The 12,916-nt window shown below is 63.8% G+C and carries 14 protein-coding genes; 5 read left to right on the top strand and 9 right to left on the bottom strand.

Features of this window, described 5'->3' with window-relative positions; translation table 11 throughout:
• Window positions 1-2 precede the first annotated feature (2 nt).
• Window positions 3-389, bottom strand: a complete 387-nt coding sequence (locus C8J30_RS04620; protein ID WP_110804547.1) for a FlgB family protein — start codon at window positions 387-389, stop codon at window positions 3-5.
• A gap of 108 nt (window positions 390-497) precedes the next feature.
• On the opposite strand from C8J30_RS04620, the gene C8J30_RS04615 reads away from it, so the two are divergent.
• Complete coding sequence (locus tag C8J30_RS04615; RefSeq protein ID WP_394341907.1) at window positions 498-1,820, top strand: FliI/YscN family ATPase; 1,323 nt, start codon at window positions 498-500, stop codon at window positions 1,818-1,820.
• On the opposite strand, the gene C8J30_RS04610 is transcribed toward C8J30_RS04615, so the two are convergent.
• The 6 genes from C8J30_RS04610 to C8J30_RS04585 form a co-directional block, all read right to left on the bottom strand.
• Entirely contained in the window at window positions 1,821-2,654 is an 834-nt protein-coding gene (locus C8J30_RS04610) for a DUF1217 domain-containing protein (RefSeq protein WP_110804546.1), read from the bottom strand.
• Window positions 2,651-3,055, bottom strand: a complete 405-nt coding sequence (gene flbT / locus C8J30_RS04605; protein ID WP_110804545.1) for a flagellar biosynthesis repressor FlbT — start codon at window positions 3,053-3,055, stop codon at window positions 2,651-2,653. Before flbT ends, C8J30_RS04610 begins: the two co-directional genes overlap by 4 nt.
• A complete protein-coding gene (gene flaF, locus C8J30_RS04600) occupies window positions 3,052-3,429 on the bottom strand; it encodes a flagellar biosynthesis regulator FlaF (RefSeq protein WP_110804544.1) in 378 nt (125 codons plus the stop codon). The genes flbT and flaF overlap by 4 nt, the downstream gene beginning before the upstream one ends.
• A gap of 86 nt (window positions 3,430-3,515) precedes the next feature.
• A complete protein-coding gene (locus C8J30_RS04595; RefSeq protein ID WP_110804543.1) occupies window positions 3,516-4,706 on the bottom strand; it encodes a flagellin N-terminal helical domain-containing protein in 1,191 nt (396 codons plus the stop codon).
• Between the two features lie 209 nt (window positions 4,707-4,915).
• The gene (locus tag C8J30_RS04590) at window positions 4,916-5,260 is read right to left on the bottom strand and encodes a hypothetical protein (protein WP_110804542.1); all 345 of its coding nucleotides are present in this window, start codon (window positions 5,258-5,260) and stop codon (window positions 4,916-4,918) included.
• Complete coding sequence (locus tag C8J30_RS04585) at window positions 5,250-5,588, bottom strand: rod-binding protein (protein WP_394341906.1); 339 nt, start codon at window positions 5,586-5,588, stop codon at window positions 5,250-5,252. The genes C8J30_RS04590 and C8J30_RS04585 overlap by 11 nt, the downstream gene beginning before the upstream one ends.
• A 68-nt stretch (window positions 5,589-5,656) precedes the next feature.
• Between C8J30_RS04585 and C8J30_RS04580 the strand changes: the two genes are divergently transcribed.
• Both C8J30_RS04580 and C8J30_RS04575 read left to right on the top strand, forming a co-directional pair.
• On the top strand, window positions 5,657-8,134 hold the full coding sequence (locus C8J30_RS04580; RefSeq protein WP_110804540.1) for a flagellar hook-length control protein FliK: 2,478 nt from the start codon (window positions 5,657-5,659) through the stop codon (window positions 8,132-8,134).
• 11 nt (window positions 8,135-8,145) lie between these two features.
• The gene (locus C8J30_RS04575; RefSeq protein ID WP_110804539.1) at window positions 8,146-8,817 is read left to right on the top strand and encodes a flagellar hook capping FlgD N-terminal domain-containing protein; all 672 of its coding nucleotides are present in this window, start codon (window positions 8,146-8,148) and stop codon (window positions 8,815-8,817) included.
• Here the strand turns inward: C8J30_RS04575 and ubiB are convergent, their stop codons facing one another.
• Complete coding sequence (gene ubiB / locus C8J30_RS04570; protein WP_110804538.1) at window positions 8,818-10,341, bottom strand: 2-polyprenylphenol 6-hydroxylase; 1,524 nt, start codon at window positions 10,339-10,341, stop codon at window positions 8,818-8,820.
• Window position 10,342: 1 nt separating this feature from the next.
• Complete coding sequence (gene ubiE, locus C8J30_RS04565) at window positions 10,343-11,095, bottom strand: bifunctional demethylmenaquinone methyltransferase/2-methoxy-6-polyprenyl-1,4-benzoquinol methylase UbiE (protein WP_013069227.1); 753 nt, start codon at window positions 11,093-11,095, stop codon at window positions 10,343-10,345.
• Between the two features lie 75 nt (window positions 11,096-11,170).
• On the opposite strand from ubiE, the gene mutM reads away from it, so the two are divergent.
• Window positions 11,171-12,016, top strand: coding sequence for a bifunctional DNA-formamidopyrimidine glycosylase/DNA-(apurinic or apyrimidinic site) lyase (gene mutM / locus C8J30_RS04560; RefSeq protein ID WP_110804537.1), 846 nt, complete (start codon window positions 11,171-11,173; stop codon window positions 12,014-12,016).
• An 81-nt stretch (window positions 12,017-12,097) separates the two neighbouring features.
• Window positions 12,098-12,874, top strand: a complete 777-nt coding sequence (locus C8J30_RS04555; RefSeq protein ID WP_110804536.1) for an enoyl-CoA hydratase — start codon at window positions 12,098-12,100, stop codon at window positions 12,872-12,874.
• Window positions 12,875-12,916 lie beyond the last annotated feature (42 nt).

Here is a 12,916-nt window from a genome sequence, read left to right as displayed (position 1 = left end):
GATCAACCTTTCCCGAGACTGCTGCGCAGGACGTTGAGCGAGGACTTGTAGATCGCGAGCGCGAGATCGTGCTGACGCTTGACCTCGACCGCCTTCACCATCTCGTCCTCGATCGCGACCCCGTTGCCATCGGGCGAGGTGGAATCGGAGTCGGGATCTTCCCCGACAGAGACAGTGTAGGACCCATCCGACCCGATATGCCCGGGCCGGGTCGCCCGCATCGGCGCGACATGTTCGGTCTTGTAGGTGTCGGCGAAAGAGGAAACGTCACGGGCGCGATACCCGGGGGTATCGGCATTCGCGATATTGGTCGCAATCGCGCCTTCGCGCAGCGAGGCCTGCCGGGCCATGGACTGCGCCATCTGGAAAACTTCGAGTTTCTCGAACATCGGGGTTTCTCCTCCGAGCTATCAACCAAGGCTTAAGAGAGAATCGTTTAGAAAACGTTTCGAGAACACCGACTCGAAGACACCGACTCGAAGACACGGGGAGCCAGAATGGCGATGAACGGACTCGAACGATTGCAGGCTGAAATCGCGGACGTGGGGGCCGTGCATCCCGTCGGACGGGTCTTCGAAGTTGGAAAGGGCACGATCGAGGTCAGCGGCCTGACTTCGCGCGCGGCGCTGGGAGACCGGGCCCGTCTGCACACCCAATCCGGCGCCGTCTTCGGAGCCGAGGTGATTGCGCTGCGCCGCGGGGCGGTGACGCTTCTGGCCGATTGCGCGGTGGATGGCGTCGCGATCGGCGACAGGGTCGAGGTGCTGGGGCAAACCGGCATCGCCCCGGACGACAGCTGGATCGGTCGGATCGTTGACCCGTTCGGTCGCCCGCTCGATGGTCGGCCGCTGCTGCGTGGCGGGATCGAACGCAACATCCGCACCTCACCTCCCCCCGCCGCCTTCCGGCGTCGTCTGGGCGGCCGGGTTGAAACCGGGCTCGACGCCTTCAACACCATGCTGCCGCTCGTGCGCGGGCAGCGCATCGGCCTCTTTGCGGGCTCCGGTGTCGGCAAGTCGTCGCTCCTGGCAAAATTTGCGCGCGGGGTCGCCGCCGATGTCGTGGTGATCGCGCTGATCGGCGAACGCGGCCGGGAGCTGCGCGAGTTCGTCGAAAAGACACTGGGGCCGGAGGGCATGGCCCGTTCGGTCATCGTCGCGGCCACCTCCGACCAATCCCCGTTGGTACGTCGCCGCTGCGGCTGGTCGGCGATGACGGTCGCCGAGTATTTCCGCGATCAGGGCAAGCATGTTCTGTTTCTGGCCGACAGCGTGACGCGCTTTGCCGAAGCCCATCGCGAGGTCGCCCTGGCTGCGGGGGAACCCCCCAGCCTGCGCGGGTATCCACCCTCGACCTCGCACCAGATCATGTCACTTGCCGAACGCTCCGGCCCCGGGATGGAAGGGGCGGGCGACATCACCGCGGTCTTCTCGGTGCTGGTTGCCGGATCGGATATGGAAGAGCCGGTCGCAGACATCCTGCGCGGTACGCTCGATGGTCACGTCGTCCTGGACCGCGCGATTGCCGAACGCGGCCGGTTCCCTGCGATTGATCTGCTGCGCTCGGTCTCGCGGTCCTTGCCGGATGCGGCAACCCCGGCCGAAAACGACCTGATTGCGAAGGCGCGCAAGCTTCTGGGCGCTTACGACCGCGCGGAGATGATGATTCAAGCCGGTCTCTACGCCGCAGGAAGCGATCCCGTGATCGACGCCGCGATCAAGGTCTGGCCAGCGCTGGATGCGTTTTTGGCGCGCGATGCGGCGGATGGGACTCGGTCGAGCTTTTCGCGGCTCACGGCAGCGCTTACGCCAGCGGGTTGATCAGACGAGCTTCGACAGCAGAGAGGCGGTGGAGATTCCCGTGGAGCCTCCCTGCAGCAATTGCAGGGCGACATTGCCAGAGGTGGCGGTGGTGTTCGCCGCCATCTGCGAGCGAACGAGATAGAGCCGAATGGTCTTGTCCATCACGGCGCTGTCCGAGAAGGTCGCGAAATCCGAACTGCCCAGAACGGATTTCGCCTTCTGGGTGTAAATGACCAGCTGCTGATCGACATCCAGCGAGCCGACACTGCTGGGCAGACCGAGAGCCGTCTGCATGACGGTGCTGAGCGATTTCGACCCGATCACACTATACCATTTGGTGTTGTTGGAGCTCGACGCGGCCGCCAGATCGGCAAGTTCGCGTTGCGCCGACATCGCGAACCGGTAGGTCTCGTCGGAATCCCCCACGGCGGCTTCGAATTGCCGGGTCTCGTATTTCTGCAAGATCTCGTCAGCAAACCCGCTCAATTGCGTGCGCGGCGTATCCGAATCGCCAAAACCGAAGGCCGTCGCCAGTTTGAGATAGGTCTTGTCGGCAAGCTTGTTGGCCAGCGCCTTGGTGTCGGTCGTGCTGCCCTCAAGCACCTTGCGAACGAAGAACTTGTTGTTGATGTCCGAATCCAGCCCGAATGCGCCCAGAGCAACCTTCAGAAGACGACGATCGGCAACCAGATCTTCGGCGGTCGTGATCGTTCCGATCTTTGAGCGGAAATAGTCTTCGTCGCGCTTGACGTCAGCAGAGGCGACAAACGCCGCCTTCTGCTTTTCCATCGTACGGTTGAGCAGCTTCCAGCCCGCATAACCGCTGGCCGGTATGACCGGCGTGTAGCTCACGCGCTTCCGGCGGCGAGAAGCCGCTCCTCCCTTGGCAGAAGGGCGCGCAGCGACTTCAAGGCCTGATAATGCTGATCTTCCAGCACGGCCGCCGTGGCCTGGGTCAGATGAGACCGGCTGTCATGATCGGTCAGAACCTGGCTGAGTTGCTCGATGCCGCGCAAGAGTTGCATCCGCGCCTCGCCAGGCTCGGCATCCCCCGAGAGCACGAGTTGCGCGATATAGCAGACACGACGGACCGGGGTGTTGACTTCCTCGGGGTGGATCGCGTCGCGCAGACGCAGGATATGCGCATTCGGGGTCATGATCGCAAGGCGGGAACGACGGTCCCCATTTTCGATCACGGCGCCGTTGATCAGCACACGTTCTTTGGGGGCGAGTTTGAGAACCAGGCCGGTCATTCCGCACCACCCTCCCGACGCAGACCGCGCATGATCGCGGTGTTGATATCGATGAGGACGTCGACGGTGGCTTCGCCCTTGAGGACCTTGCCGCTGTGCGCCTGAGTGAATTGATTCAGGTAGAAGATACGCGCCCGCAGCGTATCGGGGAGTTCATTGTCGGGAAGGGCAACATCAACCGCCAGAGTCGTCCAGAGACGGCGGTTATCGTAAAGCGCACGCACAAGCGCGGGGAAATTCGACTTTTCCATACCGGCCGCCTGTTTGAGGCGATGGGTCACACGCGCGAATATTTCGTATTCGGTGCCGCGCAGGGTGCGGGTGGGCTGACCGGGGTTTGCGTAGGCCGTTTTGGCCAGAATCGTGGCGTTCACAGGAATACCTTCCAGTGGCGAGAGGGGTCAGATCGCGGCTTTGCCGCGGGCAGAGGGGGCGCCGCCAAGGCGCCCCCCGAAAGTCATCACTTGAACAGCGACAGGATCGACTGCGGTTGCTGGTTGGCGATCGACAGCGACTGGATACCCAGCTGCTGCTGGGTCTGCAGAGCTTGCAGACGGGCCGAAGCCTCTTCCATGTCAGCGTCGACCAGAGCGCCGATACCGTTCTTCAGCGCATCACCGAGGTCGCTGACGAAGCTCGCCTGGCTCTCGATCCGCGATTCGACGGCACCGAAGGCAGCGGCCGCGTCGATGGAGCCGTTGATCATCGATTCGATGTCGGCCACGGTGTTCGACGTGGTGAAGCCATCCAGACCCGCGAGCGGACCCGAACCCGCCGCGTTGATCGACACGCTCATGTTGACACCGAGCGTTGCAGTGGAGCCGACGTTGATCGTCAGATCAGCGCTGCCGGCGGTGTAGGTCGCGGTCACGCCAGTGATCCCGGCGTCCATCACCTGGCTGTAGAGGTTGGCGGTCGCAACTTCGTTCACGTCCGAGCCCGAGTCCACATCAGCCTGGCTGACCTGATAGCTGAACGACTTGTCGCCGATGGCCATGGTGACCGTTTCGCCGACTTCGAGACCAGAGAGCGCAAAACCCGCCGCGCCGCCGGCTTCGATCGCCGCCGAGCCCTTGTTGCCACCGGCCGGAGCAAAGTTGCCCGCCGTCGCGCCAGCAGCAACCGTCCCGGTCGCCAAGGCGCTCGCGGCAGTGCTCATGTCCTGGTGGGCGATGTCGATGGTGTTGGTCGTAACGGTACCGCCCGCGCGGTCGAGCGAACCGAGGATGGTTTCCGAGCCGGCCGAGCTGATCAGGTTGACGCCGTTGAACTGCGCGCCCGAGACTTTCGCCTTGATCATCTTGACCAGTTCGCCAATCTCATCGTTGAGCTTGCCAGTGTCCGCCGACGGATCCTGCGCTGCAACGATCTTTTGCTTGATCGTCTTGAGGTCGTCCGTGATCGATTCAACGGCGGTCCGAGCCACCGACACCATCGATTGACCGGTCGCAAGGCTGGTCGAAACCGACTCGAAGCCGCTCACGTCCGATTCCATCACTTTCGAGATGGCCCAGACCGCGGAATTGTCCTTGGCCGATGCGACGGTCTTGCCGGTCGAGATTTCCGACTGGGTCTTCGACAGGTTCGAGTTGATGCCCTTGAGGGTTTGCAGCGCAACCATGGCGCTGGTGTTCGTGAGAATGCTGGACATGTCAGGTCCTTCGTCTTTGGCGCTTTGCGCCGGGTTTCACTTGCCGTCGGTAAAACGGCGCCTACGGCTTTCTGACCCATGCGGCTGCATCGCTGCCCTGCCGCGCCACCCCTCTGGATGCAGGGGAACCTTGGCACGTGAAGACCTAACGAAGTGCTAAGGCCGCCCTTTCGGACGGCCCTGGATAGTTCGGATTTTCGAAGAATGGTTTACGCACGTCGTTCGATCGAGCCGCCCTCGGGGCTGATCTTGCGGGCCTTCCCGTTCTGATCATAGCTCATGTAGCTTTTCGACGCTTCGCGGATCTCGGCGAGCCGCGCTTGCACCGAACGCACGCCCTTGATCGCCGCGTCCAGAAGACGCTGGTTTTCAAGCGCCATTTCCTGCGCGCCAAGCAGCAGACGCGCGGGCGTGCCCTGCAACTCGTCAAGCAGCGCCTCCTTGCGCGTGATGAGATCCGGCAGCGCCGCGAATTCGGCATTGCGGATCACGTCCTTCTCGAGACGCAAGAGGTCGATCAGCCGGGCGATCCGGTCCTCGGTTTCATTCTGCATGCTCCGCTCCTTTCTGCAGCGACTTGAAGATGCTCTCGGCAAGACCGATGCCTCCGGCCTTGACCATCTTGTTGGCGTATTCGTCGACCAGGAACGAAGAGAACTGCTCTTCCCCCACGCCGCCGTCGAAACCGCCCTCGCTCTTTCCGAGACCGGTGTATTTCAGCATTTCCGCCAGAAAACTGGCTTCAAGGTCCTGCGCCTTGTGACGCAGGGCCGCTTCGTCTTTCGCCTTGCCATCCGACGCGGCAGAGGTGGCGGCGGCCGTGACAGCCCGAATGTCCATGGGAATCGCTCCAATTGAACCGATTTCGCTTTGTTCTCTCATAACGGGGTAAAGAAGCGGTAACCTCCTGCTGCCATTCTGAGCGGGTCACAGGCAGAAGTCGTGAGGTCATGAAAACACTCGCTCTCTCGGATCAGATCTCGTTTCTTTCCACCGTTTCTCCAGTGGAGGGAGGAGGTGCTGATGGCGCCGCTGAAACTGGTGCGGCGACCGGAAGGCATGATGCCTTCGCAACTATTCTTGCCGAATCGCCCATGTCTGCGGAGACGCGGAACGGAACCGAGCTGGATAAAGCAGCAACCAAGCTGACCGAGTTGGCAGCAGCTGACGCGGGCGCAGGCGCGCTCGACAGTGTCCTGACGGGCATTTCGGGCACGGTCGCGGCCGCGATGCAAAGCAATCTGCAACAGGCGACGCTCGGCGCGGCACAGGCGCCTGCCGCCGCTGATGGCGCGCTTTCTCCGGATCTTGCGGCCGCGGTTCACCTTCCGGGACAGGAAGCGGCCGCAGTCTCGTCCTTGCCGAAGGGAGCTGGACGCATCACGACGCGCGAGACCGCAGGGGCAGTGGCTCCGCAGGCCGCGTCGGCAACACCGGAAACGCAAAAGGGCGAGACCTCGGCGGCGAAAGCGCAGCCCCTGCCCGGCACGGAAAGCGCCGAAGCGGCGATTGTCGCGGCTGCCGTTTTCCCCTCAGGCGCGGCGCCGGTCGTGACAGATGGCTCCGCAGCCACTGAGGCCGAAACGACCGCGGCGACACTCGCCTCGGCGCGGATCGGCCGGGAGGCGCCGGTCGGGCGCGCGGGGGTCGCTGACGCCATCCCGAAGCTTCAGGAAACAGTGGGCGCGGCGTCGCAGGGCACACCCGTGGCGGCTGCCCTGGGTCTGCAGGACGGCATTCCCGAATCGCGCACCGAAGCGCCTCGCGCCTTGGAATCCACTGATCCGAAGTCGAAAGAACGAGCGGCTCCTGCCGTCGCAAGCGACGATTCGGCCGCGGAAAAGCTGCCAGCCGCCATGGCAACGGCCTTTGCGCAGACTGCACCGTCCCAAGCATCCCAGCCCGTGACGGCGAACGCCTCTTCGCAGGCGGCGCGACAGGTCTCTCAGCACGCGGAGCCGCCGCGGCAAGCTTCTACCGGACGCGCTCAGGCTTCGGCGCAGTCCGCGCAAGAGCCCGCAACGGCACGTGCCGCATCGACGTCGGCCGGCAGCGAACACAATCCGGCCGTGGCGGACGACGTGAGGGCGGAAACCGAAAAGCATTCCGCAACGGACACGTTTGCAAACGCGACGCCGACCACGGGACAAGCTGCGCCCTTTGGTTCGGCCTCTGCGGCAGGGCCCGTCCAGGCGGTCGCCTCGAGCGAAGTCGCTGCGGGGAACACGTCCGCGGCAACCCGCAATGTCGTCGATCGGCGTCCCGGGGCACGCGAAGGCACGGCGCAAACGGCCGCCGCAGGCAAAACACAAGACCAAACGCGGGCCTCGATGTCGCAGGACGTTTCGGTGCGGCTTGTCTCGCAATCGGAGCCCATGACCGCCTCTTCGTCCCGTGAAACTCTTGCCGAATCGCGGGTCATGGCAGCTCTGGCGTCGCAAGCTTCCGCCCCGCGGGCTGAAGAGGCACAATCGGCGCCCCCCCCGCAAACCGCTGACACGGCGGGCGTAGCCCTTGCGCAAGCGCGGGCCAGCAAGGTCGCGAACAGCGCCGAAGTCGCGGCGCCAAAAGCTGCGGCTGCGGAACCGAAAACCGCGACGGCAGCCGACGCGGACAGCGCGACGCCGACACAACCGAAGTCCGTTCCGGTCGCGCAAGCGGTCACGGACCAGGTTGCGTCCCCCCCGGTGACTGCATCTCAATCCACATCGACGGCAGGCCCGTCCACCGAACCGCAACCGCGCATGACACGGTTGCGCGAGTCGAAAGAGGTTGCCTCGGCCAAGGATCGCGGGGACGCGGGACCGCAAGGCGCTGGCGCGGCAGCAGATGCCAGCGTCAAGACGGCAGAGGCAACCGCCGCGCCTGCCACCGACAAGGTCGACAGCCTCTCCGGGACGTCCTCAGGCGGTGCCCTGTCTTTCGGCACCACCGGCACGGCCACAACCGCCGAGCGCAGCGCATCGTTGTTTGGTGGCGATGCGGGCGCCGCAACCGGCACACACCGGGCAGCAAGCCCGCATGCCATCGCGCATCAGATGTCGCAAGCCCTGGCCGATGCCGGGAATCGGACCGTCGAACTGACGCTGTCGCCCGAGGAACTCGGCAAGGTGCGGATGACCCTGCACAGCAGCGATGGCACCATCACCGTCGCCGTTCAGGCCGAGCGGCCGGAAACGCTGGATCTGATGCGGCGCAACATCGACAGCCTTGCCCGCGATTTCCGCGAGATGGGCTATTCGAACGTCGGCTTCGAGTTCGGCCAACAGTCCGATCAGCGCTCTTCGGCGCAACAACAGGCGGAAACGGACTCGATTCTGGCTCAAGCCGCGCCAGAGCGCGAGCCCGTTGCCCGCTTCGAGACCACCTCCATCGCCCTTCAATCCTCGCCTCGCAGCGCTTCGGGCGGGCTTGACCTGAGAATCTGAAAGAGAGCCCCATGACCAGTGTAACCTCCTCCACCTCGACCAACGGCTCGAACTCGTCGAGTTCGTCCTCATCCTCGACCGCGGCCAGCGTCAGTTCCGATTACCAGATGTTCCTGAAGCTGCTGACGACGCAGATGACCAATCAGGACCCGACCAGCCCGATGGACAGCGCCGATTACGCAGTTCAGCTGGCGACCTTTTCGCAGGTCGAACAGCAGGTGAAGACGAATAACCTGCTCACCGGCCTTGCCACGCAGATGGGCGTGATGGGGATGAGCGAATATGCCAACTGGGTGGGCATGGAAGCCCGCTCGGACTCGCCCGGCTATTTTGACGGCACCAATTCGGTGACGATTTCGCCCAATCCGGTCAAGGGCGCGACCGATACCACGGTGGTCGTCAGTGATGCCAGCGGCAACGAAGTCTCACGCTTCACCACGCCGGTCTCGAGCGATGCGATCGCGTGGAACGGCACCGATGCCGATGGCAATGCGCTTCCGGCCGGAAGTTACACGTTCGAGCTGGAAAGCTACAACAACGGCACGCTGCTTTCGACCGACCCGATCGAGACTTACAACCGGGTCGTCGAAGCACAGGGGACCAGCGACGGTGCCGTTCTGGTCTTGGCCGGGGGCAGCACCATCTCGACAGGGTCAATCTCGGCGCTGCGCGATCCCGACTGATCAGATCAGAAGACCCAGCGCCACACCGGCCGCAAGGATCAACACGGCGCTGACCGCCCCCAGAGCCTGAGCCGATTTCGGCTCGGGCTTTTCTTCGGGTTGAACCTGCCGCTCGAGCGCCTTCTGCATCAGCTCCGGCAGTTGCGGCCCGAACCGCCCCAACACCCGCGCGGTGCGGGTCAGATCGCGCAGGATGCCGCGCGGACCGACATTCTCGCGGATGTAGCTTTCGACGACGGGCTTTGCGGTTTCCCACATGTTGATCCCGGGGTTGAGCGACCGCGCGACCCCTTCAACCACCACCATCGTGCGTTGCAGCAAGATCAGCTCGGTCCGCGTCGCCATCCCGAAGCGCTCGGTCACCTCGAAAAGATAGGCCAGAAGCCGCGCCATCGAGATCTGCTTGGCGTTCATCCCGAAGATCGGCTCGCCCACCGCCCGCAGCGCCAGCGCGAATTGCACCACATCCTGCTCGGGCGGGATGTAACCGGCTTCGAAATGCACCTCGGCCACGCGACGGTAATCGCGATGGATGAAGCCCATCAGGATTTCCGCATAGACATGCCGGGTATATTGGTCGATCTGGCCCATGATGCCGAAATCGAAGGCGATGATATCGCCATTCTCGGCCACCTTCAGGTTGCCCTGGTGCATGTCGCCGTGGAAATAGCCGTCGCGCAGCGCATGGCTCAGGAACAGCTGCAACACCCGGGTGCCGATCGCGGTCACATCATGACCCGCGGCCTTCAGCGCCTCCGGGTCGCCCATCGGCAGGCCCTCGGCCCAGTCGATCACCATCACCCGGCGGCTCGACAGCGACCAGACCGGCAGCGGCACCCGGAAATGTTCGTCTTTCTCGGTATTGGCGGCAAATTGCGAGGCCGCCGCCGCTTCCAGCCGGAGGTCAAGCTCGCCCGCAACCAGATCCGCGAAATGCTTGATCACGTCCGACGGCCGCAGCCGCCGCGAGGCAGGAGACAGCCGCTCGATCATGTCCGCGGCGAAATGGAAGGCGTCGATGTCGCGCTGAAAGGCCTTTTCGATGCCGGGCCGCAGCACCTTGACCGCCACCCGCTCGCCGGTTTCGATCAGCCGCGCCGAATGCACCTGCGCGATCGAGGCCGCCGCGACGGGCTCGGAAAACTCGGAAAAGATTTCTTCGACCGGACGGCCGTATTCCTCGGCCAAGGTCGCCTTGGCCAGCGCCAGATCAAACGGCGGCAGACGGTCCTGCAACACCCGCAGCTGATTGGCCAGCTCCTCGCCCACCACGTCGGGTCGCGTCGAGAGCACCTGCCCCAGCTTGATGTAGGCCGGGCCGAGCGCGGTGATCGCCCGCGTCACCGGCGGCAGCGCGGGATCGCCCGCATAGCCCAGCCATTTGAACGGCCAGCCCATGATGCGCGCGACAAGGCGCAGCCGCGGCGGCGCCTCCATCGCTTCCAGCGCCACGCGCATGGCGCCGGTCCGCTCGAAGGTTGCCCCCGTGCGGATCAGCCGCCACAGATTGTGCGGGCCGCGCATATTACACCTTCCAGCCCGAGTGCAGCGCGGCGATGCCCATGGAAAGGTTACGATATTTGACCTGGCTGAAGCCCGCTTCGCGGATCATCGAGGCGAAAAGCTCCTGGTTCGGGAACTTGCGGATCGATTCGACCAGATATTGGTAGCTGTCGCGGTCATTCGCCACGACCTGCCCCATCACCGGGATCACGTTGAAGGAATAGGCGTCGTAGACCGCCTGCATCAGATCGTTCGGGATCTGGCTGAATTCGAGCACCATCAGCCGCCCGCCCGGTTTCAGCACGCGGTAGGCTTCTTTCAGCGCATCGGGAATGCGGGTGACGTTCCGGATCCCGAACGAGATCGTGTAGACGTCGAAGCTGTTACTTTCGAACGGCAGGTCCATCGCATCGCCGACGACCCAGTTCAGCCGCGAGGCCATGTTCTCGGCATCGGCGCGTTTCTGGCCCTCGATCAGCATCGATTCCGTCATGTCGCAGACGGTCGCGGTCGAGCCCTTGGCGCGTTTCAGGAAGCGGAAAGCGATGTCGCCGGTGCCGCCTGCCACATCGAGCAGCTTCTGCTCGGGGCGCGGCGCCAGCCAGTCCATCATCGCATTCTTCCAGATCCGATGGATGCCCATGCTCATCAGATCGTTCATGATGTCGTATTTCGAGGCCACGCGCGAAAAGACCCCATGGACCATCCCGGCCTTGGCCTCTTCGTTCACCGTCTGGAACCCGAAATGAGTCGTCTTGGTCTGATCCGTGCTCATCTGCCCTTGCCGATCTTGAACTGTCCCCCTCCTTATAGGGTCGGTTTCAGCGGTGACAATGCGACAGGAGCGAAAATGCCCGAACTGCCCGAGGTCGAGACGGTCCGACGGGGGCTTGCCCCCGCGATGGAGGGGCGGGTGATCGACCGGGCCGAGGTGAACCGCCCCGACCTGCGCTGGCCACTGCCCGAGGCCATGGCCGACCGGCTGACCGGGGCGCGGGTGGAGCGGCTGCGGCGGCGCTCGAAATACATCCTGGCCGACCTTTCGACCGGGGAAAGCCTGCTCATTCATCTGGGCATGTCGGGGCGGATGCTGGTCTCGGGCGTGATGCTGGGCGATTTTCATCTCGATCATCCGGCGGCGCAAAAGCACGACCATGTGGTGCTGCATATGGAGGGGGGCGCCCGCGTCACCTTCAACGATGCGCGGCGGTTCGGGGCGATGGATCTGGTCCGCACCGATCGCGAGGCGGCGCATTGGCTGCTGGCCGGGATCGGGCCCGAGCCTTTCGGCAATGACTTCAACGAAGCCTATCTGGTCGACGCGCTGAAGACCCGCAAAAGCCCGATCAAGACCGTGTTGCTGGATCAGCATGTCGTGGCCGGGCTTGGCAATATCTATGTGTCGGAAGTGCTCTTTCGCGCCGGCATCGATCCGCGTCGAGCGGCGAACCGGATTTCGGCGGCGCGGCTGGCGACGCTGGTGCCGCTGATCCGCGAGGTTCTGACCGAGGCGATCGAGGCGGGCGGATCGTCCTTGCGCGATCATCGGCAGGCGGATGGGGAGCTTGGATATTTCCAGCACAGCTTCCGCGTCTATGACCGCGAGGACGAGCCCTGCCCCGGCTGCGGCACGCCGATCAAGCGCATCGTGCAATCGGGCCGCTCCAGCTATTTCTGCCCCGCCTGCCAGAAGTGACGCAGCGGCAATCCCGCCGCGCCCGGTTGAGTTTCGCCCTCTGACTGTTACCTCTGGCTCATCACCAGCAAAGGGAACCCCATGTCTTATCAGACCCTGATCGTGGAAATCGAAGATGGCGTAGCGCTGATCCGCCTCAATCGGCCCGAGGCGCTGAATGCGCTGAATTCCCAACTGCTGGGCGAATTGGCCGAGGCGCTGAAGACTCTCGATGCCGATCCGGCCGTGCGCTGCTTCGTGCTGACCGGCTCGGACAAGGCCTTTGCCGCGGGCGCCGACATCAAGGAAATGGCCGACAAGAGCTTCACCGACATGTTCTTGCAGGATTTCTTCGGCACAGAGGGCGACGCGATCCTGCGCACGCGCAAACCGATCATCGCGGCGGTGGCGGGCTATGCTTTGGGCGGCGGCTGCGAACTGGCGATGATGTGCGACTTCATCCTCTGTGCGGAAAATGCGAAATTCGGCCAGCCCGAAATCAATCTGGGCGTCGTCGCGGGCATCGGCGGCACGCAAAGGCTGACCCGTTTCGTCGGCAAGTCGAAGTCGATGGAAATGCATCTGACCGGCCGCTTCATGGATGCGGCCGAGGCGGAACGGTCGGGTCTCGTCAGCCGCGTGCTGCCCTTGGCCGACCTTGTGCCCGAGGCTTTGACCACCGCGCGCAAGATCGCCGCGAAATCGGCGATCGCGACGATGGTGGCCAAGGATTGCGTCAACCGCGCCTATGAGACCACCCTGCGCGAAGGCGTGCTCTATGAACGTCGGGTGTTCCATGCGCTTTTCGCCACCGAGGATCAGAAGGAAGGCATGGCCGCCTTCACCGAGAAACGCCCGGCGAAGTTCACCGACAAATAAGGGCGAAAAGGACTTCCCTTTCTGCGGCTTTTGCCCTAACAG

It is taken from the genome of Rhodobacter viridis, from assembly GCF_003217355.1.
Classification (GTDB): Bacteria; Pseudomonadota; Alphaproteobacteria; order Rhodobacterales; family Rhodobacteraceae; genus Rhodobacter; species Rhodobacter viridis.
The sequence above is the reverse complement of the archived record's forward strand: the minus strand, read 5'-3'. Positions and strand labels throughout refer to the sequence as shown.

Excerpts from the sequence above, each read along its gene's own strand:
- C8J30_RS04620 (WP_110804547.1), bottom strand. The coding sequence starts at position 389 with ATGTTCGAGAAACTCGAAGTTTTCCAGATGGCGCAGTCCATGGCCCGG.
- C8J30_RS04590 (WP_110804542.1), bottom strand. The coding sequence starts at position 5,260 with ATGCAGAATGAAACCGAGGACCGGATCGCCCGGCTGATCGACCTCTTG.
- C8J30_RS04555 (WP_110804536.1), top strand. The coding sequence starts at position 12,098 with ATGTCTTATCAGACCCTGATCGTGGAAATCGAAGATGGCGTAGCGCTG.
- ubiE (WP_013069227.1), bottom strand. The coding sequence starts at position 11,095 with ATGAGCACGGATCAGACCAAGACGACTCATTTCGGGTTCCAGACGGTG.
- flbT (WP_110804545.1), bottom strand. The coding sequence starts at position 3,055 with ATGACCGGCCTGGTTCTCAAACTCGCCCCCAAAGAACGTGTGCTGATC.
- C8J30_RS04595 (WP_110804543.1), bottom strand. The coding sequence starts at position 4,706 with ATGTCCAGCATTCTCACGAACACCAGCGCCATGGTTGCGCTGCAAACC.
- C8J30_RS04575 (WP_110804539.1), top strand. The coding sequence starts at position 8,146 with ATGACCAGTGTAACCTCCTCCACCTCGACCAACGGCTCGAACTCGTCG.
- ubiB (WP_110804538.1), bottom strand. The coding sequence starts at position 10,341 with ATGCGCGGCCCGCACAATCTGTGGCGGCTGATCCGCACGGGGGCAACC.
- mutM (WP_110804537.1), top strand. The coding sequence starts at position 11,171 with ATGCCCGAACTGCCCGAGGTCGAGACGGTCCGACGGGGGCTTGCCCCC.
- C8J30_RS04580 (WP_110804540.1), top strand. The coding sequence starts at position 5,657 with ATGAAAACACTCGCTCTCTCGGATCAGATCTCGTTTCTTTCCACCGTT.
- C8J30_RS04615 (WP_394341907.1), top strand. The coding sequence starts at position 498 with ATGGCGATGAACGGACTCGAACGATTGCAGGCTGAAATCGCGGACGTG.
- C8J30_RS04585 (WP_394341906.1), bottom strand. The coding sequence starts at position 5,588 with ATGAGAGAACAAAGCGAAATCGGTTCAATTGGAGCGATTCCCATGGAC.